This window comes from Faecalicatena sp. (assembly GCF_058819085.1).
On record NZ_JBZUUL010000035.1, the window covers coordinates 13,503 to 35,763 of the forward strand.

General features: G+C 41.0%; 14 protein-coding genes and 1 tRNA gene. 2 read left to right on the forward strand and 13 right to left on the reverse strand.

Features of this window, described 5'->3' with window-relative positions; genetic code table 11:
- Positions 1–4: 4 nt before the first annotated feature.
- Complete coding sequence (gene ileS / locus AC4OGX_RS16070; RefSeq protein WP_493331634.1) at positions 5–3,160, reverse strand: isoleucine--tRNA ligase; 3,156 nt, start codon at positions 3,158–3,160, stop codon at positions 5–7.
- Positions 3,161–3,736: 576 nt separating this feature from the next.
- On the opposite strand from ileS, the gene AC4OGX_RS16075 reads away from it, so the two are divergent.
- Positions 3,737–4,927: an AfsR/SARP family transcriptional regulator gene (locus AC4OGX_RS16075; protein ID WP_493331635.1), complete on the forward strand. Its 1,191-nt coding sequence runs from the start codon at positions 3,737–3,739 to the stop codon at positions 4,925–4,927.
- A gap of 118 nt (positions 4,928–5,045) precedes the next feature.
- Here the strand turns inward: AC4OGX_RS16075 and AC4OGX_RS16080 are convergent, their stop codons facing one another.
- The 8 genes from AC4OGX_RS16080 to AC4OGX_RS16115 form a co-directional block, all read right to left on the reverse strand.
- Positions 5,046–6,491, reverse strand: a complete 1,446-nt coding sequence (locus AC4OGX_RS16080) for a D-alanyl-D-alanine carboxypeptidase family protein (protein ID WP_493331637.1) — start codon at positions 6,489–6,491, stop codon at positions 5,046–5,048.
- Positions 6,492–6,634: 143 nt separating this feature from the next.
- Complete coding sequence (locus tag AC4OGX_RS16085) at positions 6,635–8,914, reverse strand: putative bifunctional diguanylate cyclase/phosphodiesterase (protein WP_493331638.1); 2,280 nt, start codon at positions 8,912–8,914, stop codon at positions 6,635–6,637.
- A 155-nt stretch (positions 8,915–9,069) separates the two neighbouring features.
- Positions 9,070–9,141: transfer RNA gene (locus AC4OGX_RS16090), tRNA-Arg, on the reverse strand.
- 211 nt (positions 9,142–9,352) lie between these two features.
- Positions 9,353–10,228: a DUF3881 family protein gene (locus tag AC4OGX_RS16095; protein ID WP_493331639.1), complete on the reverse strand. Its 876-nt coding sequence runs from the start codon at positions 10,226–10,228 to the stop codon at positions 9,353–9,355.
- A 175-nt stretch (positions 10,229–10,403) separates the two neighbouring features.
- Positions 10,404–11,693, reverse strand: coding sequence for a serine--tRNA ligase (gene serS, locus AC4OGX_RS16100; protein ID WP_493331640.1), 1,290 nt, complete (start codon positions 11,691–11,693; stop codon positions 10,404–10,406).
- Positions 11,694–11,755: 62 nt separating this feature from the next.
- Positions 11,756–12,307 (reverse strand): DUF4446 family protein, encoded by a 552-nt coding sequence (locus AC4OGX_RS16105; protein ID WP_493331642.1) that lies wholly within the window; start codon positions 12,305–12,307, stop codon positions 11,756–11,758.
- Positions 12,308–12,439: 132 nt separating this feature from the next.
- Positions 12,440–13,369, reverse strand: coding sequence for a ParB/RepB/Spo0J family partition protein (locus AC4OGX_RS16110; protein ID WP_493331644.1), 930 nt, complete (start codon positions 13,367–13,369; stop codon positions 12,440–12,442).
- A gap of 2 nt (positions 13,370–13,371) precedes the next feature.
- Positions 13,372–14,139 (reverse strand): ParA family protein, encoded by a 768-nt coding sequence (locus tag AC4OGX_RS16115; RefSeq protein WP_493331645.1) that lies wholly within the window; start codon positions 14,137–14,139, stop codon positions 13,372–13,374.
- Positions 14,140–16,113: 1,974 nt separating this feature from the next.
- Here AC4OGX_RS16115 and AC4OGX_RS16120 point away from each other — a divergent pair.
- Positions 16,114–17,082, forward strand: a complete 969-nt coding sequence (locus AC4OGX_RS16120; protein ID WP_493331646.1) for an alpha/beta fold hydrolase — start codon at positions 16,114–16,116, stop codon at positions 17,080–17,082.
- Positions 17,083–17,257: 175 nt separating this feature from the next.
- Here AC4OGX_RS16120 and rsmG read toward each other — a convergent pair whose 3' ends face one another.
- From rsmG to jag, 4 genes are all read right to left on the reverse strand, one after another.
- Positions 17,258–17,971 carry a 16S rRNA (guanine(527)-N(7))-methyltransferase RsmG gene (gene rsmG, locus AC4OGX_RS16125; RefSeq protein ID WP_493331647.1) on the reverse strand — a complete coding sequence of 238 codons (714 nt, stop codon included), beginning with the start codon at positions 17,969–17,971 and terminating at the stop codon, positions 17,258–17,260.
- Between the two features lie 36 nt (positions 17,972–18,007).
- Positions 18,008–19,900: a tRNA uridine-5-carboxymethylaminomethyl(34) synthesis enzyme MnmG gene (mnmG, locus tag AC4OGX_RS16130; protein WP_493331648.1), complete on the reverse strand. Its 1,893-nt coding sequence runs from the start codon at positions 19,898–19,900 to the stop codon at positions 18,008–18,010.
- Positions 19,866–21,266, reverse strand: coding sequence for a tRNA uridine-5-carboxymethylaminomethyl(34) synthesis GTPase MnmE (mnmE, locus tag AC4OGX_RS16135; protein ID WP_493331650.1), 1,401 nt, complete (start codon positions 21,264–21,266; stop codon positions 19,866–19,868). The genes mnmG and mnmE overlap by 35 nt, the downstream gene beginning before the upstream one ends.
- A 136-nt stretch (positions 21,267–21,402) precedes the next feature.
- Positions 21,403–22,242: an RNA-binding cell elongation regulator Jag/EloR gene (gene jag, locus AC4OGX_RS16140; RefSeq protein ID WP_493331651.1), complete on the reverse strand. Its 840-nt coding sequence runs from the start codon at positions 22,240–22,242 to the stop codon at positions 21,403–21,405.
- Positions 22,243–22,261 lie beyond the last annotated feature (19 nt).

Here is a 22,261-nt window from a genome sequence, read left to right on the forward strand (position 1 = left end):
AAAATTACATCCCTTCTTTTTCAACACCCATGGTCACTGCTTCGCCGTTGATCTTCCAATCCTTCACATATCCTGCCGGCTGAGCCTTCATGACTTCATTTGCCAATACTTCACTTCCGATCTCTTCTTCATATTTTGCAAAAATACCTTCAGCCTTTTCACTTCCTTCATAAGTCACTTTGATCTTATCCATGACCTCGAAGTCCGCTTCCTTTCTCATGGTCTGGATCTTGCTGATGATCTCTCTTACAAAGCCTTCCTCCAACAGTTCTTCTGTCAGATTCGTATCAAGTACTACGGTAATTCCATTGTCATTCTCTGAGACGTATCCTTCGATCTGTGCTGTATCGATCAACAGATCTTCCTTGAATAAGGTGATCTCCTGTCCGTTTACATTAAGCTTTAAGGAACCTGTCTCGTTGATCTCATCCATTGCCGCATTTCCATCCAGATGATCCAGGGCAGATTTAATTCCACCTAACATTTTACCATACTTTGGCCCTACTGTCTTTAACTGTGGTTTAAAACTATAGGATGTGAAGTCTCTTACATCCTCTGTGAACTTTACATTCTTCACATTTAATTCATCCGCAACGATCTCCTGATAGAACTTGGGCAAGTCAAATGCAGCCTTCACGAACATCTGGCCGATCGGCTGGCGGTTCTTGATATTGGCAGTGTTACGGCATGCGCGTCCCATCACGACTAATTTCAGGACATTTGACATGTTTGCTTCAAGCTCAGTATCGATATACTCCTCATTTGCCACAGGATAATCACACAGGTGGATACTCTCCGGTGCATCCTTGTCGATGCTGCACACCAGATTCTGATAGATCTCCTCTGTCATAAATGGGATCAACGGTGCTGCTACCTTGCAGACTGTCACAAGAGCGGTGTATAAAGTCATATAAGCGTTGATCTTATCCTGCTCCATTCCCTTTGCCCAGAAGCGTTCCCTGCTTCTTCTGACATACCAGTTACTCATATCATCCACGAAATCCTGCAGCGCTCTCGCACTCTCCGGAATCCTGTAATTTGCCAGGTTATCATCCACTGTCTTGATCAGTGTATTCAGTTTGGACAGAAGCCATTTATCCATAACGGAAAGTTTTTCATAATCCAGGCTGTATTTACTTGCATCAAACTTATCGATATTTGCATAAAGTACAAAGAATGCATAGGTATTCCACAAAGTTCCCATGAACTTTCTCTGTCCTTCCACTACTGCCTTTTCGTGGAAACGGTTCGGCAGCCATGGCGCACTGTTGACATAGAAATACCAGCGGATCGCATCAGCACCAAATGATTCCAGTGCATCAAACGGATCGACCGCATTTCCTTTGGACTTGCTCATCTTCTGTCCGTTCTCATCCTGCACGTGTCCGAGAACGATTACATTCTTATATGGAGCCTTGTTAAACACCAGGGTTGAAATAGCAAGCAGTGAGTAGAACCATCCTCTTGTCTGATCCACAGCCTCGGAAATAAAGTCTGCCGGGAACTGCTGTTCAAAAAGATCCTGATTTTCAAACGGATAGTGGTGCTGTGCAAACGGCATGGAACCACTGTCGAACCAGCAGTCGATCACCTCCGGCACACGGTGCATCTCTTTACCGCAGACCGGACACTTGATCGTCACATCGTCGATGTATGGGCGGTGCAGCTCGATCTGATCCGGACAGTTGCCGGACATGGATTTTAATTCCTCAATGCTTCCGATAGAATGCTGGTGCCCGCACTCACACTCCCAGATGTTCAGCGGAGTTCCCCAGTAACGGTTACGGCTGATGCCCCAGTCCTGCACGTTCTCCAGCCAGTCTCCAAAACGGCCTTTTCCGATGCTCTCAGGGATCCAGTTGATCGTATTGTTGTTTGCGATCAGGTCTTCCTTCACATCTGTCATCTTAATGAACCAGGATTCTCTTGCATAGTAGATCAATGGTGTATCACATCTCCAGCAGTGAGGATAGCTGTGCTCAAACTTCGGAGCATCATATAACAGGCCCCTCTCCTCTAAGTCTTTTAAGACCATCGGGTCTGCCTTCTTTACAAATACCCCTGCAAATGGAGTGCTCTCTGCCATATTTCCCTTTTCATCTACCAGCTGTACGAACGGCAGTCCGTAATTTCTTCCCACATTGGCATCGTCCTCACCAAATGCAGGTGCGATGTGTACGATACCTGTACCATCTGTCAGTGTGACATAAGAATCACAGGTCACATAGAATGCCTTCTTGTTCTGCTTTGCAGCACTCTCTGCCGCACATGCAAATAACGGCTCATACTCCTTGTATTCCAGGTCTTTTCCTTTATATCTTTCCAGAACTTCATAAGCCGGATGTTCCTCTGTGGCCAGTTTTCCAAGCACAGTATCCAGAAGTGCCTCTGCCATATAGTAAACATAGCCGTCAGCTGCTTTTACCTTTACATAATCCTCTGCCGGATTCACACAGAGCGCCAGGTTGGAAGGCAGTGTCCACGGTGTGGTGGTCCATGCCAGGATATAAACGTCTTCATCTTTTACCTTGAATCTTACGATCGCGGAGCGCTCCTTCACATCCTTGTATCCCTGAGCCACCTCCTGTGCAGAAAGCGGAGTTCCGCAGCGAGGGCAGTAAGGCACGATCTTAAAGCCTTTGTAGAGCAGTCCCTTATCCCAGATCTGCTTCAATGCCCACCACTCTGACTCGATAAAATTGTTGTCATAGGTTACATATGGATTGTCCATATCCGCCCAGAAACCAACGGTGCTTGAGAAATCCTCCCACATCCCTTTGTATTTCCAGACACTTTCCTTACATTTGTCAATAAACGGCTCCAGACCGTATTCCTCGATCTGATCCTTTCCGTCCAGGCCGAGAAGCTTCTCTACCTCAAGCTCGACCGGAAGCCCGTGGGTATCCCATCCAGCCTTACGCGGAACCATGTATCCCTTCATAGTGCGGTATCTCGGAATCATATCCTTGATCACGCGGGTCAGCACATGGCCGATATGCGGCTTGCCGTTTGCCGTCGGAGGGCCGTCATAGAAGGTATACTTCGGGCTTCCCTCTCTTACATCCATACTCTTCTGGAAGATCCCATGATCCTCCCAAAACTTCTCAACTTCCTTTTCACGCTCCACAAAATTCATATCCGTGGTAACTTTCTTGTACATAACTGATCTTTCCTTTCTGCTTTTTAACTGAAATTTAATGGAAATCTTTTTGATATAGGAGACAGAACCTCCTGATATCATAAAAAAAAGGCCCGCCCTGCAATAGGACGAAAGCCAATACTTACGTTAACCACCTGTTACAACATACTCAAACTTCCAAAGTGTAAGAATCACCTATCCGTCCTGTATATGCGTTCCAATAACGGAGGAACACCGTCAGCCCTTACTTTGATAAATCGTTCAGGGTCTGCAACTCGGAAGTGATCTTCAGAGATATCTTACTGATACCGGACTTACACCCTCTCCGGCTCGCTGTGACTTTCAGATATATCTTACTGTCTTCGTCTTCGTCTTTTCCATGTTTAAGTCTGCACAGAGTTTATTATAAAAACAATTTATAAAATAGTCAAGGGATTCCAAAAATTTTAATAAAACAAACAGCACTTTCTAATTCTACAAGAACTGTGGTAAGATTTTACTACAAATGTTATAATATAAATGAGAAAATACTACTTTCTAATTTTACTTGTTGCAGCCAAGTTAACTTTGTACAAAAGAATTGAGGAGAATGATCAAATGAGAAGAAAACCAGACCTTCATATTCACTTTTTTAATGAGTTTTCCATTTCCAGTCCATATTACGAGTATGCTCCAAGCTCCCATAACAGTACACAGCTCACACTGCTGATATCCTATTTGGTTGCGAATCAGGACACCAAAGTACCAAAGGATGTACTAATGTCTATGTTATGGCCGGACGTAAAGGATAAGGTTCCTGTCGGAGCACTCCGTAATCTTGTATACAGGGCACGTAAGGAACTCGAAAGACTGTATCCAAACCAGGATATCGATTACATCAAGTTTACACAGGATGCTTATTACTGGAATCCTGATCTGTACTGCAAGATCGATATTATCGATTTTGAGAATTACAATAATCTAGCAAAGCAGGAAAGTGATTCAGAAAGACAGTACCGTTATTATTACCGAATGCAGCGCCTGTATACCGGAGAGTTTCTCTCCAACCACACCTCTGTTGAATGGGTTCAGTACCGCTGCACTTATTACCGCAACATGTATGTGAACTGTATACTGAACATGTGTGAGTACCTGTACGAGAAGTCCAGATATGATGAATTGATCTCCCTGTGTGACCAGTCTATCATCATATACCCGGAAGAAGAACGCTTCTACCGTTATAAACTGCTTTCTTATATGGGGATGAATACAGTCAAGACCGCACTGGAGTATTATCAGTCCACCGTGGACTTCTTTTCCTCCAAGTATGGCATCGATATCAGCAATTCCCTGCGTGATATTTACCAGGACATCCTTCTTCGGATGCCGAACGTTGAATTAAAACTGGACGAACTTGAGACAACTCTCGGCGTGGAGAAAGAGACAGATAAGACCTTCTACTGTAATTTTGATATCTTTAAGAATATTTATCAGTTAAATTTACGGTCTGTACGCCGTTCTCAAGGGGTCAATTATCTGCTGCTCTTATCTCTTCTTCCAAAGAATGGTGCGAAGCCTGACTCACTGAGAGCAAAAGAGCTTATGGACATCCTGTATAATCTGCTTGCTGTGAACCTCCGTAAAAACGACGTTTACACACGTGCATCTTTAAACCAGTATTCCGTTCTTCTTACCGTCACAGAGGAAGTTGGGATCGAGACCGTTAAAAGGCGTATCATCGAAGCATTTAATAAAGTGAATCCTGATCCCAATATATATCTTGATATTCAAGAAAAGTCTGTAGAGTAAGCAGCAGATAAAAAAAAGAAAATCATATGCATGAAAAAGCCGGGCTGGTTTCCCACCCATTAGGATTTATTTCTATGGGAGGAATCCGTATCCGGCTTTTTACATCTATACTGTATTTCTATTTTCTTCTGTGCCTTCTTTTTTTGCAAAGCTCCATGACAGCAATGATCACGATCACCAGAAAAATAGCGGCTGCTGTAATCCCTATCACGAGCTTTAAGTCCTTATTGCTATTCTGCTTCTTATCACTTTCAGCCTTATCTGTCTGTTCTTTTTCATCCTGCGGGGTGCTGCCCTGGTTCTCAATCTCTTTGCTGTCACTTTTTGCTGCATCTCCCCCGGCAAGCTTCTGGTAATATTCTTCCGTCAATGATACGTCTGCACTTCCTACTGTCTGCCCCTGATATGTGTAAACGATCCTTCCTGAACGGATTCCATCTTCCGTAAGTACCACTTCCTGGCTGACTTTAGATAGATCTGTGCCTTTGGGAACTACCACATAAGCATCTCTATTTTGAAAGGAGACAATCTTATCTGTATCTGCAGTCTCAGTGACCGGTACTTTCTCAAAGTTTTTAAAAACATAGTCAAACATGGACCGGGTATCATTGTAGGCATCCACACCGTAATCATAGAGAACCACCGCGGCAAGCTGCAGATTTCCGTTATCGGCCATGGTTACCAGGGTCGTTTTTGCCTGATCCGTATAACCGGTCTTTCCGCCTTTACAATATTCATAATAATATTCGTTCTCCGGCCAGAGCATCTTGTGGTTCTGCTGGAATACCCGTTCTTCCTTCGTAATGTTTGTAAATCCGATCTTATACTCAAGGCTCTCTTCTATTTTCCGAAATTCCTCCTGCTGGTATACATTGGAGGCGATCAGTGCCATATCATGTGCTGTTGTATAATGCTCATCGTCATGAAGTCCGTTTGCATTGACCCAGTGGGAATTCGTACAGCCTAATTCCTGTGCTCTTTTGTTCATTTCTGCAATAAAGGAATCATAATCTCCGCCCAGATGCTGTGCACCCACGCTCTCCGCTACCGCATGGGACACCTCATTGGCAGAGGCAAGCAGCACTCCGTACAGAGCATCCTTAAGACTGATTTCCTCTCCCGGCTTCATTCCGATGTTTGCATCATCCCACTGAAGAAAGGAGACACTGTCCTCTGTGAACTTCACCTTATCCGTAAGCTGTGCATTCTCCAATGTCACCAGAGTTGTCATAAGCTTTGTTATACTTGCAGGATAATGCTTCTTATCAGCCTGTTTGGCATAAAGGACTGCCCCGCTTTCCATGTCCATCACAACCGCGGAGTCAGCATACACCTGCGGTCCTTTCGGCCAGTCCTGTAAGCTGTTTGTATCCGGCTGTCTGGCATAGGAATCGGCCTTTTCCTTTGCTTCCGCCTTGGCCTGTTCCTCTGCGGCCTTCTCCTCTTCAGACTTTTCCTCTGCCGCAATTTCCGGCTGATTCTCTTCCTGCGCCATTACCTCTGCTGGTTTCAGCATCATGGCTACAGATAGGATTAACATAAATATCATGCGTCTTAATCTCATTGCACCCTCCTGCTTTTTGTCACGGATTCCCCAGCCCACACGATAAAACTATGTTGACCGGGGAATCCTTTATATTCTGTCTTTTATTTCATACCGAAAGGGCATCCCGTAACTAATGCCCTTTCGGTAACCTTATTGGACTGCTAATGTTCGTGCAGAACACGATTCTCAAAATCTGCCACCGGCATCGGGCGGTAAAAAATATATCCCTGAATCATATCACAGCCCTGCTCCCTCAGGAAATCAACAAGCGTCCAAGTCTCGATCCCTTCCGCCACGACCTCCATATTCAGTTCCTTTGCCATGCGGATCACCGCCTTTACCACATTGGTTCCTCTCTCCATATCTCCGCATTCAAGGTCTCCTCCAACGAAAAATCCCCTGTCCAGCTTCAGGATATCTACCGGAATCTCTTTTAATACATTCAGCGAAGAATATCCACTACCAAAATCATCCATGGAACAGCGGTATCCAGCCTCATGAATCTCTGCTATGATTGACTTAAACCGTTTTAAGTCTTCGAATACAAACGCCTCTGTCAGTTCAAACTCGATCAATTCACATGGAATCTGATATTCCATTTGGATCTCCTGAAACCTTTTGATCAGATCTGTATCATCCATATGTTTTCTGGAAAGATTCACAGAAACCGGCATCACCTGTTCTCCCGAATCAATCCAGCTTCTCAGGATCCTGCATACATGGGTAAACATATAATAATCCAGCTTTTTGATAAATCCATTCTTTTCAAATAGCGGAATAAATTCATTCGGAGGTACTAAACCAAATGACGGAGATTCCCAGCGTACTAAAGCTTCCGCACCTGCCGTTTTTCGATCTGTAAGTCTTACCTTCGGCTGTAAGTATACTAAAAATTCCTCGTTTAACAGGGCATGCTCCATCTCATTTTCCATGACCTGTTCCTTTAAAAGCTTCTGGCGTTCCAGATCCGTGAAAAAGACACATTCTGCCAGATATTCTGCCTCATCCCGATTCATCTTGCGTGCAACATTGGCCCGGTCGCGGATCGTAACAATATCACGATCCCCTTTCTCTACCTGATACACACCACAGTTCACAGACAAATGGTACTCACTGCTCCCCCGAACGATCCGGTATACTGCATTCTTATCACCTTCTGATCCCTTGAGTACTTCTTCCTCCAGAGCTTTTTTCTGCTCCCGGTACTCCCTGATCAATGTCTGATGAATATTCTCTATTCTCTTTTCTATCACAGAAGCTTCTGTCTCAAACAGAATAAAGTTAAACATATCTGCCTGAATCCTGGCGACACACTCGTCCTGTTTCATACAGCTGGAGATAGCATGATAAACCAACTTAAGTACGATATTTCCTGCTTCACTTCCATATACATCATTGATCAGCTTAAACCTTCTAATATCCAGGGAAACAAATGCAAATTCCCTCTCCTCCTGCAGCAAATGTTCTACCTCAAGATCAAACCTGGTGGAGGTAAAGCCTCCTGTGACCGGGTCGACCATCTGAATATTTAGGATTTCTTCATTCTTATGCTGGATCCGGTTCAGTGCATCATTGAATGCCAAGATCAGACTGCGCAGCTCAAAGGGGCCCCGCAGAGACAGTCTGTGGTTCTTATTCTTTGATTCCTTTAATTCCATGCAGCTATAGTGGATCGGGCGGAGCAATGCCTGATAAAAGAATACCATGAAGCCCACACACCATATCAAAAGCATGATCGCTGTTATCTGCTGAAGAGACTGGGAAGAATCCGTTCTCTTCATAGCCTGCGTAAGCTCCTTCTTCTGCCTTGCATACAGGGCAGATGTAAAAGAATCGATATCTGACGCAATGATCTCTTTTGTACCCTCATAGCGGCTGCCAAATACAAATCTGCTTGCCTTATTTCTTTTTTCATCGGCAGTCATCTGTTTTTCACTCTCGCTCAGTTCAATCTCTGCGATCTCATCCGGCAGGGTCACGATTCCTTCTGACTCATAGATCAGTCTGATACAGTGAAGCTCCTGTTCCATCAATTCATCTGAAACAGACTTTGCATTCTCTATTGTATCCAATTCTTTCTTTAATAGTCCTTCTTTTCTGAGCCCCTCGATCGCCTTATCCCGGGAAAGTGTCACTGTCTTCTCTTCCAGATATTCCCGCGCGTATCTTGCCTTTCCGGTTGCAGCAAACCTCCAGACCGCATTGGTCAGGACATCTGACCCAGCCTGAATCTCTTCGGCAAGCCCTACACAGCGGATCGTCTTTTCCGTGATCTTACGCTGATTCTCAACTGCCACCGATGAGATACGTGAAGCGATAAACAGCATAACAGTTACCGTCAGGGTAATGACCAGCCATACGGCTGACATTTTCATTATTTTTAATTTTCCGAACCAGTCCCTTTTTCCCGATCCGGCGTTATGTTCCTGTATCGCCTTCATTTATAAATCTCCTATGTGATGCAGCGAAAACCTTCAGTTATGTCTATTATACTATTTTATGTCAAAAAAAGACACTGCAAATTATAAGCTGTACCATATTAGGAGATGATAGAAAAAACACTGCAGATCTGATATCTGCAGTGTCTTTTCTATACCGTCCCCTGCAGGAATCGAACCTGCACTTAATCCTTAGGAGGGATTTGTAATATCCATTTTACTAAGGGGACCTATACTTTATTGTTTTGTAACACAATTAATAATATAACATGAAATTTATTTTTTCTCAACTTTTTTTGGGAAGAATTTGAAAGATTTTTGGAGCTGTTTCTAATAAGACAAAACATCAAGCCAATTTCTAATTCTTCCCGTTTTATAATGTCTGCTATGACTCTCTTCTTAAAATCTCAAAACTGTCCGGATGAGATACTTTCAGATGCCCTAGAAATTAATATACCCCTGAAGCCAGATCGTACCTTTGAATCTTCTGCCGATCTCCGGTTCTCCCATCACTTCCTTTGCAGGGACACAGATATCAAACTGAAGTTCATTCACATCCAGCTTCATCTGATACAACGGCTCTTTTGTCACGCTGTTCTCTCTTTTCCTGACCGCAAGTATTTCTCCCATGATAGAATACAGATCACATTCCACACCATAGGGCATGAAATATGTATCCACGATCGTGAAAATATCCTCATTCATCAGCCGCCTGGAGACCTTTGAATATGTATCAATATCATCCAAAGTCAGCGTCTCGATCGCCATTGGGTCACCGCTTCTTGCTGCATTGAGAAGCTGCTTCCTGTTATCTGCCTCCTCTTTTCCGGTTTTGACCTGCTCCTCACTCTTTCTCACCGGAAAAAGTATCTTTCCTGATAATGCAAGGCCGGAAAATGTAACAGAGGTCGCCAGACCGGTAACAAATCCCATCTGGCGCTCCCTCATGTATTCTATTCCATTTTGGAGATGAAATATCAGGCTGATTCCCACTTTTGGATCTTCGCAGATTCCCACGTATTCTTCTTTTTCAATGCGCTTATCAACGGCCACTTCAGCATAGGTGGTGATACCGCTTCCTTCAAAATATGGAAAATAGTAGTCCGCGTCGAAATTTTCTTCCTCGTCCAGTTCGCCGCAGATCGTGATCCCTACATTCTGACCATATTCCTTCTGAAATTCACAATAGTCTGCCCAATCCTTATATGACACGATCGTCTGATGTGTAAAATTCGTTTCTACCTGCTTTAAAAGTTCTCTCAAATCTTTTTTTGTCTTCAGATTATTGAAACCAATTGCTTTCAAGTATTGATGCATAATCTTCTCCAAATCACTGATCTATAAATCATACCAAAGGGCATCCCGTAACTTATGCCCTTTGGGCGGGTCTGCAGCTTTGCTGCAGAATTAGGCGTCCCCTATTACCGCGTGAAACATAGATCATTCCTAAGTATAATATCTTAGTATTTATTTTTTTAATTTATTCGTGAAACTATTTATTTTTTGGTGTAATTTCACTGTTTCCGCCCATATATGGCTGAAGTGCTGCCGGAATTCTTACAGAACCATCTGCCTGCAGATTGTTCTCCAGGAATGCGATCAGCATTCTCGGCGGCGCTACTACTGTATTATTCAGTGTATGGGCAAAGTATTTTCCACTTTCACCTTTCACTCTGATTCCCAGTCTTCTGGCCTGAGCGTCACCTAAATTAGAGCAGCTTCCCACTTCAAAATACTTCTTCTGTCTTGGGGACCATGCCTCTACGTCTACAGACTTCACTTTCAGATCAGCCAGATCTCCTGAACAGCATTCCAAAGTACGCACCGGAATGTCCAGAGATCGGAACAGGTCAACCGTGTTCTGCCATAATTTGTCATACCATTCCATACTCTCTTCCGGTTTGCAGACAACGATCATTTCCTGCTTTTCAAACTGATGGATACGGTAAACACCTCTCTCTTCGATTCCATGTGCACCTTTTTCTTTTCTAAAGCAAGGTGAATAGCTTGTCAGTGTCTGAGGAAGCTGGTCCTCTGTCAACTGTGTATCAATAAATTTACCAATCATAGAATGTTCACTTGTTCCGATCAGATAAAGGTCTTCCCCTTCGATCTTATACATCATGGCATCCATCTCTGCGAAACTCATAACACCTGTCACCACGTTACTGCGGATCATAAAAGGCGGTACACAGTAAGTAAAGCCTCTGTTGATCATGAAATCTCTTGCATAGGAGATTACTGCTGAATGAAGGCGCGCAATATCTCCCATCAGATAATAAAAACCATTTCCTGCAACACGTCTGGCACTGTCCAGATCAATTCCATTAAACCGTTCCATGATCTCTGTGTGGTATGGAATCTCAAAATCCGGCACTACCGGTTCGCCATATCTCTCTACTTCCACATTTTCACTATCATCTTTTCCGATCGGAACTGAAGGATCAATAATATTCGGAATGATCATCATATTCTTTTTGATTTTTTCTTCTACTTCTTTTTCCTCTGCTGAAAGTGCTTCGATCCTATCTGCATTCTCTGAAACCAGCTTCTTAACTTCCTCGGCCTCATCCTTCTTACCTTGTCCCATCAGGGCTCCGATCTGCTTGGAAAGTTTGTTCTTATCAGCACGCAGTGCTTCTACTTCCTGCTTAATCTCCCTGTTTCTTTTATCTAATTCCAAAACTTCATCTACCAACGGAAGCTTCGCATCCTGGAATTTATTCTTGATATTCTGTTTTACTGCCTCTGGGTTACTTCTTACAAATCTGATGTCTAACATAATGTCCTCCTCTACTCTTTCTAAAATCTGCTGTATTTTGGTTTGTTAACTCATTTTTTTATCTAAGCGTCTTTTTTCGGACTCTTTTCTAAATCTGTTTTCAGATCATACACATCCTGATAGATTGCCTTTTCCAATGATTCCACTTCTTCTTCTGCAAGCTCTATATAGCTCTGTCCTTTTACGATCTCCTTGATATAGGTATAGCATCCCTCTCTGCTGTGCATGGCATTTAAAATCCAGCCGTTGTCATCCTCATCCAGCATCGTAATCGCAAAGCTTAAATTTCCGCCCATCTCATGAAATGCATCGTATTTCACGATTCCTACCTTTTGGTAATGAGACCTTATTTTCCTATAGATATCATTGATACTCCTCTTGTTTTCCCTGGATAGTTCTGTAACCTCATCCAGCTCCGCAAATCTTGCCAGTATACTCTCCTCTAAATTCTTCCCATCTTTTCCCTTCATAAACGAATTGTAACTGACTTTCAGCCGGTTGTATTTCATATTTACACTGACAAGCATTACAAATAATATGACCTGAATCAAAAACAGGAATATCAGAATATATGCAGGATCAATTCCCAGTCCTGATAACAAGCTACTTTCCATGACTTCTTCTCCTTCTTAATTATTCACGCTGACTCTCCTCTTTTTATATTCTCCCCATTATACTGCACTTAATTTCCTGGTATTTGTGCTTTTCGTCCGAATGCCGGAAGCATCCAGCATTCGGACACCTTTTTACTGATTCTTGATAGACATAATTAAATCGAATATACGTTCGAGTTCTTCTTCTGAGTAGTATTCTATCTCTATCTTCCCTTTTCCGTTTGATTTCGGACTGACATTTACTTTTGTTCCTATGATATCCTTCATTCTTTCTTCCAGATTATCATAGATAAATGTATGTTCAACCTTCTCAACCTTTTGTTCCTTCTTAGGGTTCTTCAGAGTTTTAACTAACTTTTCAGTTTCTCTTACACTTAACTTCTCATCAAAGATTTTATTAGCTATCGTATACTGCTGTTCTTCATCATCGATTGCAAGCAGCGCACGGGCATGTCCGGTGGTGATCATGTCATCTACGATCATCTGCTGAACTTTTTTGCTCAGCTTTAGCAGACGCATCGAATTTGTTACTGCTGTCCTGCTCTTGGAGACCCGCTCTGCAACCTCATCCTGTTTAAGACTGAACTCCTCAAGCAGTCTTTTATATGCCATTGCTTCTTCAATAGGATTTAGGTTTTCTCTCTGTATATTCTCGATCAGGGATATCTCAAGAATCTCCTGGTCAGTATATGTCTTGATAACAACAGGTACTTCTTTGATCCCTGCAAGTTTAGCCGCCCGCCATCTTCTCTCTCCGGCTATAATTTCATAATAATCCTTTTTTTTCTGGACAAGCAGAGGCTGAAGGATACCGAACTGCTTGATAGAATCAGCCAATTCCAACAATGCATCTTCATCAAATTCCTTACGCGGCTGGTCTCTGTTTGGCTCAACCTGGTTTATCTTTACTAATACTTCACCAGATTCGTTTGCCTTTTCTTCCTTCGTATTGGAATTATTAGTTTTTGCCTCTGTATTAGACGGCTTTTTTGCTATCTTATCACTTCTATCAGGAATCAGACTATCCAGACCTTTTCCAAGACCATTTCTCTTTACAGCCATATTTACTCCTCTCCTTTATGAATAACTTCTTCTGCTAACAACAAATAACTCTCTGCTCCTGCAGATTTCGGATCATATAGATTGATTGGCAGCCCATAGCTGGGGGCTTCTGCCAAGCGAATATTTCTCGGTATAATTGTCTTATAGATATTCTGTTCCAGATTATCCTTCACATTCTCAACTACCTGCAGTGATAAATTGGTTCTGGCATCATACATAGTAAATACGACACCCTCCATTTCTAAAGTAGGATTCAATCTATCCTGTACCAGTTCTATCGTGTGAATCAACTGACTCAAACCTTCAAGTGCATAATACTCACATTGAATAGGGACAAGTACCGAATCAGCTGTTGTCATTGCGTTAATTGTAAGCATGCTCAATGCAGGTGGACAATCAATAATAATAAACTCATAATTATCCTTTACTTTTTCAATTTCATTTTTTATGATGTATTCTTTGTTATCAACACCGATCAGTTCAATCTCTGCTGCTGATAAGTTGATATTAGATGGGAGAACGTCCAAATTTTCAAAAACATCTTTACAGATACACTCTTCTATACCTGCATTTCCAATTATCAAGTCGTAAACGCTATTTTCAACCTCATCCTTTATAACACTTAATCCACTTGTCATATTCCCCTGCGGATCCATGTCCAGTGCTAATACTTTCTTTCCCAAACTGGCTAATGAAGCTGATAGATTAATAGCTGTTGTTGTCTTACCCACGCCGCCTTTTTGGTTAGCAATTGCTATAATTCTTCCCATATTGATACTCCTTTCATTGAACACTTCATTATTATATCACCTTTTCAAATCTATATCTACTAGATGTTTCACGTGAAACATAGAATTTTTGCAATTTTTATGAAGTTAATTTGGTGATAATAGTTTAACCTTACGAGTCTCTCCTCTTTTTAATGTTGAGAAGACAAGAGTGGCAGGTAAATACTTTTTTGTGTTAGTAAAAATTAAAGTTTGAAACGATATATATTAATGGGTTATACAAATTTATTTTAATATACTTTTTTAATATTTGCTTTCAATGTTTCACGTGAAACATTTATGTAAGAAAGATATCTTTACCAAGGAAATGATGTAACAGCAAGAAATAGATTATTGATATTTTGTTTAACTCTGCTATTACTATCATAACCGCATAGTTTGCTTTTTCCTTACAACATAGTAAATAACCACAGAAAAGTGGACTTATCATTGTTTTTAAAAAGGAATAATAAAACATATAAATAAATTCAATAATGCATAATATAAACAACAAGAGAGCGATGATGATTGATGAATAGTATATATAATATTTTTGATATCTTTAAGATCAAAACTAATAGTGCTGACTCTAATGCTATATCAACGTTATGTTCAATACTATATCAACTCTGATACTACTATTTTTTATACTTTGTATGCTAGGGGTAATAGTGCTTATACTTTACTTTTGAATTTAAGTATATGGACGATATATTAAAGTTGTATATTAAGGCCCTTATTAATCTTCTTAACAAAAAATCTTTTTAATATTGATTTCTACCAAGAACAGGTATGTCAAATTTATAATATGATTATGAATATGTTTGTTTTAGGAGTATATTCTGATTAGTAATTATATGAATTACTATATTGACGTTTTGTCACTAGAATTTAATAAGATTGGATGGAATTTATATTTTTTGATAGTTTAGATAGTTAAACTTGGTTTAAACAGTTATTTAAAATAAAAGGCAGTTTGATACACAGCTAAGGTTCATCTTTATAACTATATACTTTGTTATTATTACTTATAGGCAAATTTCTGGACTTGCACTAACACAGGGGATTTGGTACCAACTGCTAACCCTAATTACATTGAAGTATTTTGTGTAAGACTCTCTTATTTTATAATGGTTATATAGCATAAAGTATTAGTATAAAAAGTATCTGCACATATTGTTAAACTGCACTTTTTATTAAACTATACATTATTCTCCAGCTTATGCTGCGGCCCCGCCCGTCTGAGCATGAGTTGCAGGATGCTCTCTGGGTATACATTATTCTGCAGCTTTTGCTGCAGACCCGCCCGAAGGGCATGCATTACGGGATGCCCTCTGGGTATACATTATTTTGCAGTTTTTGCTGCAGACCCGCCCGAAGGGCATGTATTACGGTATGCCCTTTGGGTATACCTTAATCCGCAGCTTATGCTGCAGCTCCGCCCGAAGGGCTGCATTACGGAATACTTCTGTCTATACTTCATTGACCGTTAGCAATCCAATAAGTTACTTTACTATTTTTCTGTATTACTAAAATATAAATAAATGTATACTATCTTTAAATCTACAATTTTATGCCTTAATGAATCTACTAATCTGTATATCTCCTTTACTTCTTACTATAGAGTATAAGAATATAGATTATATCTCTTGCTCATACTTTCTTCTTAAGTACTATATTTAAAAAATATATACTTTTGTATTTATAAGTGTAGCAAGACCTTTTTAACTTCAGTATTATAAATACATTTCTAACATAAGAAAAATTGTAGGTTAGTCAATAGGTAAAATAGTCAATCTATAAGCCTCCACTTTTTTACACTACCTTATATTTTTTTAATGTTTCACGTGAAACATTCTCAATATTTACTTAAGAATTTTTTTCTTTATTTGCAGTCCACAGTGTAGTATAATAAGATATGTATTTTATTTATAAAACAACTAAAATGGCTGTTAGACTTTTGAAAGAGGTGATTCTTTGAGTTGGAAAAAGAAACTTACAACATGTACTGTTTTGGCAGGTACCACAGTGGGAATTATGCATGTTGTTAATAGATTGGTGTATTATATTTCCACGATGGATAATTTATTATTTAATAAAGATGAAAAATTTTATGATTGGAGATTTGGGCGGATTTATTATACCAAACAAGGTTCCGGCTCTCCTATCCTATTAATTCATGATCTCAATGTCTGTAGTTCGGCATATGAATGGAATAAGGTAGTGAATGAACTTTCTAAGACTAATACCGTATATACTTTGGACTTACTTGGATGCGGACGTTCTCAAAAACCGAATCTTACATACACCAACTATCTGTATGTGCAGCTGATCACAGATTTTATTAAACATATTATTGGAGCTTCTACTGATGTTATAGCTACCGGTGAATCAGGTACATTTGTACTGATGGCTTGTGCAAATGATAATGCTTTAATAAATAAGGTCATGCTGATAAATCCAGGAGATTTAGTTTCACTTGCAAAAATCCCTACAAAACGTACAAAGCTGCTGCGCTATATTATAAATACTCCTGTTATTGGTACATTTATTTATAATATGAAAGTTAATAAGCGTACTATTGAAGAGGACTTCAGAAACCGATACTTCTATGATCAAAATCATATAGATGAAAAAAGTATTATGACATGTTTTGAGGCTTCTCACAGATGCAATACACACTCCAAATATCTTTACGCAAGTATAAAGTCAAGGTATACTAATGCAAATGTAATGCACTGCCTCAAAAAGATTAATAATAGTATTTTTATTATAGTGGGAAATGCAAATCCTGAAAATGCATTGACGGCAAACCAATACCAAAATCAGCTTCCATCAATAGAAATAGCCGAAATAAATGAAACAAAATATCTCCCACAGCTGGAAGCACCAGAGGAATTTACGGAACAAGTCAAGATCCTATTTGATATAGAAGAAAAAGAATAGTATCTATTCTGAAACCATTTTAAAATTTAATGAAATAGAAAAAGAACTGCAGGACTATGATTTTAAATTGAATTTATTAGATCATTCTTATCCAAGATATATCTGATAGATTCTTAAAGCACTTCATTATCCTACAGTTCTTTTTTTAATTTTTTTACTCAATTCTTCTGTTTTTCTACTTAAGGGGTTCTTTTCCCGGCAGTCCTGCCTTACGTGGATATTTCTTTCCTGTACTCTTTAGCTTTTGTATTTTTACAAACGATCTGCCTATTTCTGTTCCAGGAAGCTCAAATTTTACAGTTTCATTTATCTTACCGCCAAGGATGCTTACTGCTCTTTTTGACTGCTGTACCTCATCCTCAATGTTGCCAGATTTATAGGGTATAAACATACCCCCTACCCGTATATAAGGTATGCAGTATTCACTTAATGTAGCCAGATTAGCGACAGCCCTGGATACACAAAGATCAAACTTTTCTCTGTATATCTCTTTTTTCGCATAATCCTCTGCTCTTCCATGCAGAGTCTCAATATCCCCGAGTCCCAGTTCATCAATAACTGCATCCAAAAACTTAATTCTTTTATTCAAGGAATCCAACAGCACCACATGCAGATGAGGAAAAGCAATTTTAAGCGGCAGTCCCGGAAAGCCTGCCCCTGTCCCTATATCTATGACAGAGTCCGTCTGATCCAGATCGACTGCTTTTACGATCGCAAGGCTGTCAACAAAGTGTTTCTCATTTACTTCGTCATGTTCAGTGATTCCAGTCAGGTTCATTACTTTATTCCATTCAACCAGCAGTTCATAGTACTTCTGAAACTGCTGCTTCTGAACCTCGTTTAACTCAATATTCAGCTCTCTAAGCTGACTTTCAAATTTATCAGGCATAAAATTTTCTCCTATATCTTATAAGTCCATATATTTTTATCTGCTCTCAAGGTAAACCAGAAGCACTGATATGTCGGCCGGAGATACACCGGATATCCTGGATGCCTGTCCGATCGAAGCAGGCCGCATTTCTGTCAGCTTTTGCTTTGCTTCTATCCGAAGACTTTGTATCTCATTATAATCAATATCAGCCGGGATCAGCTTCTTCTCAAGCTTCTTGAACTGCTCTACCTGGCGCTGCTGTCTTTTGATATATCCATCATATTTAATATTGATATTTACCTGTTCTATCACATCATATGGAAGCTCTTTTCGCTGCCTGTCTATCGGAGCTAATATTTCATAGGATAACTCAGGGCGGCGGATCAGCTCAGCCAGAGTAGTTCCTGATGTGAGAGGTGTACTACCGCAGGATTTAAGAAGGTCCTGGACCTCCTTTGAGGTTCCGATATTGGTATGCTCTGCTCTTTTGATCTCCTCTTGTATCATTTTTTCTTTTTCAAGCAGCTTCTGATATCTATTCTCGTCGATCAAACCTATCTCATGGCCTAATTTTGTTAAACGCAGATCTGCATTATCCTGTCTCAGCAAGAGCCTGTACTCAGCCCTGGAAGTCATCATACGGTATGGCTCATGACTTTCTTTTGTGACAAGATCATCGATCAAAACACCAATATATCCTTCAGAACGGTCGATCACGATTCCCTCTTTGCCCTGAAGCTTCCTTGCCGCATTGACCCCTGCAACTAATCCCTGCGCTGCAGCCTCCTCATACCCGGAGCTTCCGTTAAACTGCCCGCCGCTGAAAAGCCCCTCGATCTGCTTAAACTCCAGGGTATTTTTGAGCTGTCTTGCATCGATACAATCATACTCAATTGCATATGCATTTCTGACTATTTTCACATTTTCCAGGCCTGGAACACTGCGGTACATTGCATACTGGACATCCTCTGGCAGAGAACTGGACATTCCGCCCACATACATCTCTGTAGTATCTAAACCTTCAGGTTCGATAAATACCTGATGCCGGTTCTTATCGGCGAATTTTACCACTTTATCTTCGATAGACGGACAATATCTCGGCCCTGTCCCTTCTATCATTCCGGAAAATAAAGGAGACCTGTCCAGGTTATTTCTAATAATTTCGTGCGTTTTCTCATTTGTGTAGGTCAGCCAGCAAGAAACCTGGTCGATCTGAACATCTTCTGGATCTGTTGTAAAAGAGAACGGTACGATTCTTTCATCCCCTTTTTGTTCTTCCATTTTGCTGAAATCTACAGAATTCTTATCGATTCTGGCCGGAGTTCCTGTCTTAAAGCGATACATCTTGATTCCCAGGGCTTTTAAGCTGTCTGTGAGATAATTAGCAGCCTGAAGTCCATTTGGGCCCGTATACATACTCACATCACCATAGATACATCTAGCCTTCAGGTAGGTCCCTGTACATAATACAACTGCCCGGCATGGATAAACTGCCCCGGAATACGTCTGTACACCCGTTACCTTTCCGTCCTCTGCAAGAATATCTGTGACCTCCATCTGGCGGATATCCAGATGTTCCTGATCCTGAAGTACTTGACGCATCGTCCTGCTGTAATTTGCTTTATCCGCCTGTGCACGCAGAGAATGTACTGCCGGCCCTTTTGACTGGTTTAACATTTTTGACTGGATAAAGGTCTTGTCTATGACCTTCCCCATCTCACCGCCAAGTGCATCTATTTCCTTTACCAGGTGTCCCTTGGAACTTCCTCCGATATTCGGATTGCATGGCATCAGTGCAATACTGTCCACACTTACCGTAAATATAACAGTCCGAAATCCTAACCGGGCTGCTGCAAGAGCCGCCTCACATCCGGCATGTCCGGCTCCTATGACTGCGATATCATACCCATCTTTATTTTCCCATACAGAATTTGCTGAATATTTCATTGACTAAATCTTCTCCTATCGTTTCTCCTGTTATACTTCCCAGTGACTCGTACGCATCCATCAGATCTATTGAAAAGAAATCCTCCGGCATTTGGTTCTCTATACTCTCCACTACCTTCCCAAGGCTTTCATAAGCATCTGATAAGGCAGCTTTATGTCTGATATTTGTAATATAGACCTCGTCATTAAAGGAAACCTCTCCATGCAGGAACATTTCATTTAGAACAGCCTCAAATTCACTTAATCCCTGCTCTTCCTTTGCCGAAATCTCTATCATTGGTATTTCCAAAGAATCTCCGCTGTTTTCTGATAAACACTGAAATGTTTCCTTCAGATTCTCTTTTGTGATCACTGTACTGAGGTCGGATTTATTGAGCAGGACAATCACTTTTCTTCCCTCCAGAAGAGTCATGATCTCTTTATCATTGCTGTCCAAAGGCCTTGAAGCATCTACCACATAGATCACCAGATCAGAATTCTTTATATAGTCTTTTGCCTTATCGACTCCGATTTTTTCTATGATATCATCGGTATTTCTGATCCCTGCAGTATCTACCATATTTAAAGTCAGACCTTTTAACCGTATCTGCTCTTCCAGGATATCTCGTGTAGTCCCCTCGATATCGGTCACAATTGCACGGTCCTTTCCTGCCAGGACATTCAGAAGAGAGGATTTTCCGGCATTGGGTTTGCCTACGATCACGGTCTGGATTCCTTCCTTCATGATCCTTCCGCTGTCCGAGGAATCGATCAGCTGCCTGATCTCATCCAGCAGATCCTCTACGATTCCTTTTAATTCATCGCCGTATCCATCGATATCAATATGCTCAGGATCATCTAAAGCAGTCTCGATGAAGGCCGTGTGGTAGATGATCTGCTGTCTGATATCTTCAATCTTTTTCTTTACACTTCCCTTTAACTGGCTGATAGAACTCTGAAGGGCATATTCACTTTTAGATGTAATCACATCGATCACGGCCTCTGCCTGCGACAGATCCATTTTTCCATTTAAAAATGCCCTCTTTGTAAATTCTCCTGGCTCTGCAGGTCTTGCTCCATTTTTGATCACCGTTTCCAATACCCGCTTCACCACATATGTCCCGCCATGACAATTGATCTCAACCGTATCTTCACCGGTAAATGTCCTGGGGGAACGCATCAGCATAACCAGAACTTCATCGATCGTTTCCTCACCGTCTCTAATATATCCATAATGAATCGTATGTGACTTGGCTTCCCTTAGCTGATCTTTTCCCCGGTAAATCTTATCTATCACATGAAATGCCTCATCTCCGCTGATACGCACGATTCCAATTCCTGAATTCGTCATACCTGTGGAAATAGCGGCAATTGTATCCTTTTTCATAGCTGCCTCCTGCCGGTTTTAAAAAAAGACGTTTCACAACTTCACGAAAGCATCCGTGAAGCGGAAACGTCCTCTTTCGCTTCAATTCTATTCCTACTTTAATACTTGTCTGACTGTAATAAACTCTTTGATCTCATTACTTTTTTAATGTAACAACGACCTTCCTGTAAGGCTCGTCCCCTTCACTATGAGTAGTTACATAAGGATCAGACTGCAGTGCTGCATGGATGATCCTTCTCTCATAAGGGTTCATTGGTTCTAAGGATACCGCTCTCTTTGAACGTTTTACCTTATAAGCAATGTTCTTTGCCAGATTCTTAAGTGTCTCTTCTCTTCTGGCACGGTAGTTCTCTGTATCAAGCTTCACACGTACATATCCGTCCTGGTGCTTGTTTGCAACTCTGTTTGCCAGATACTGTAGGGAGTCTAATGTCTGGCCGCGCTTTCCGATCAGAATGCCCATATTATCACCCTTCATCTCAACGCTCAATGCTCCGTCCGCATCAATATCTGAAATCAACTCCACAGTCATGCCCATTGCTTTTAATGTATCATTCAAGAAGGATTCAACGGCTTTCTTAGTTTCATCTTTTACTTCTGCAAGCTCAGACTCACGCTTTACGGTCGGCTGAACATCTTCCCTGCGGTCTTCTTTTACTTCTTTTTTTACATGTTCATCTTTCTTTACATGTTCTTTTTTCTTGATATCCTTAACTGGAGCCTTCTTCTCTACCGGCTTTGCTTCCGCTTTGACTTCAGTCTTCACTTCTGCTTTTATCTCCGGCTCTTCTACTACAGGTTCAGGCTTTCTTCTTGCTTCGATCACTGCCTGTTTTACGCCTATACCAAGGAATCCGGCACTTCCTTTTTCAATGACTTCATAATCTAATCTGTCACTGGTAACGCCTAACTGAATCAATGCTTCCGTAATTGCGTCATCCACTGTTTTTGCAGATACTCTGATACTACCGTTCATCCTGAATCCTTCCTTTCTA

Excerpts from the sequence above, each read along its gene's own strand:
- rsmG (WP_493331647.1), bottom strand. The coding sequence starts at position 17,971 with ATGCCTGATAAATTTGAAAGTCAGCTTAGAGAGCTGAATATTGAGTTA.
- AC4OGX_RS16075 (WP_493331635.1), top strand. The coding sequence starts at position 3,737 with ATGAGAAGAAAACCAGACCTTCATATTCACTTTTTTAATGAGTTTTCC.
- ileS (WP_493331634.1), bottom strand. The coding sequence starts at position 3,160 with ATGTACAAGAAAGTTACCACGGATATGAATTTTGTGGAGCGTGAAAAG.
- AC4OGX_RS16105 (WP_493331642.1), bottom strand. The coding sequence starts at position 12,307 with ATGGAAAGTAGCTTGTTATCAGGACTGGGAATTGATCCTGCATATATT.
- jag (WP_493331651.1), bottom strand. The coding sequence starts at position 22,242 with ATGAACGGTAGTATCAGAGTATCTGCAAAAACAGTGGATGACGCAATT.
- mnmE (WP_493331650.1), bottom strand. The coding sequence starts at position 21,266 with ATGAAAAAGGATACAATTGCCGCTATTTCCACAGGTATGACGAATTCA.
- AC4OGX_RS16115 (WP_493331645.1), bottom strand. The coding sequence starts at position 14,139 with ATGGGAAGAATTATAGCAATTGCTAACCAAAAAGGCGGCGTGGGTAAG.
- AC4OGX_RS16080 (WP_493331637.1), bottom strand. The coding sequence starts at position 6,491 with ATGAGATTAAGACGCATGATATTTATGTTAATCCTATCTGTAGCCATG.
- serS (WP_493331640.1), bottom strand. The coding sequence starts at position 11,693 with ATGTTAGACATCAGATTTGTAAGAAGTAACCCAGAGGCAGTAAAACAG.
- AC4OGX_RS16110 (WP_493331644.1), bottom strand. The coding sequence starts at position 13,369 with ATGGCTGTAAAGAGAAATGGTCTTGGAAAAGGTCTGGATAGTCTGATT.
- mnmG (WP_493331648.1), bottom strand. The coding sequence starts at position 19,900 with ATGAAATATTCAGCAAATTCTGTATGGGAAAATAAAGATGGGTATGAT.
- AC4OGX_RS16085 (WP_493331638.1), bottom strand. The coding sequence starts at position 8,914 with ATGAAGGCGATACAGGAACATAACGCCGGATCGGGAAAAAGGGACTGG.
- AC4OGX_RS16095 (WP_493331639.1), bottom strand. The coding sequence starts at position 10,228 with ATGCATCAATACTTGAAAGCAATTGGTTTCAATAATCTGAAGACAAAA.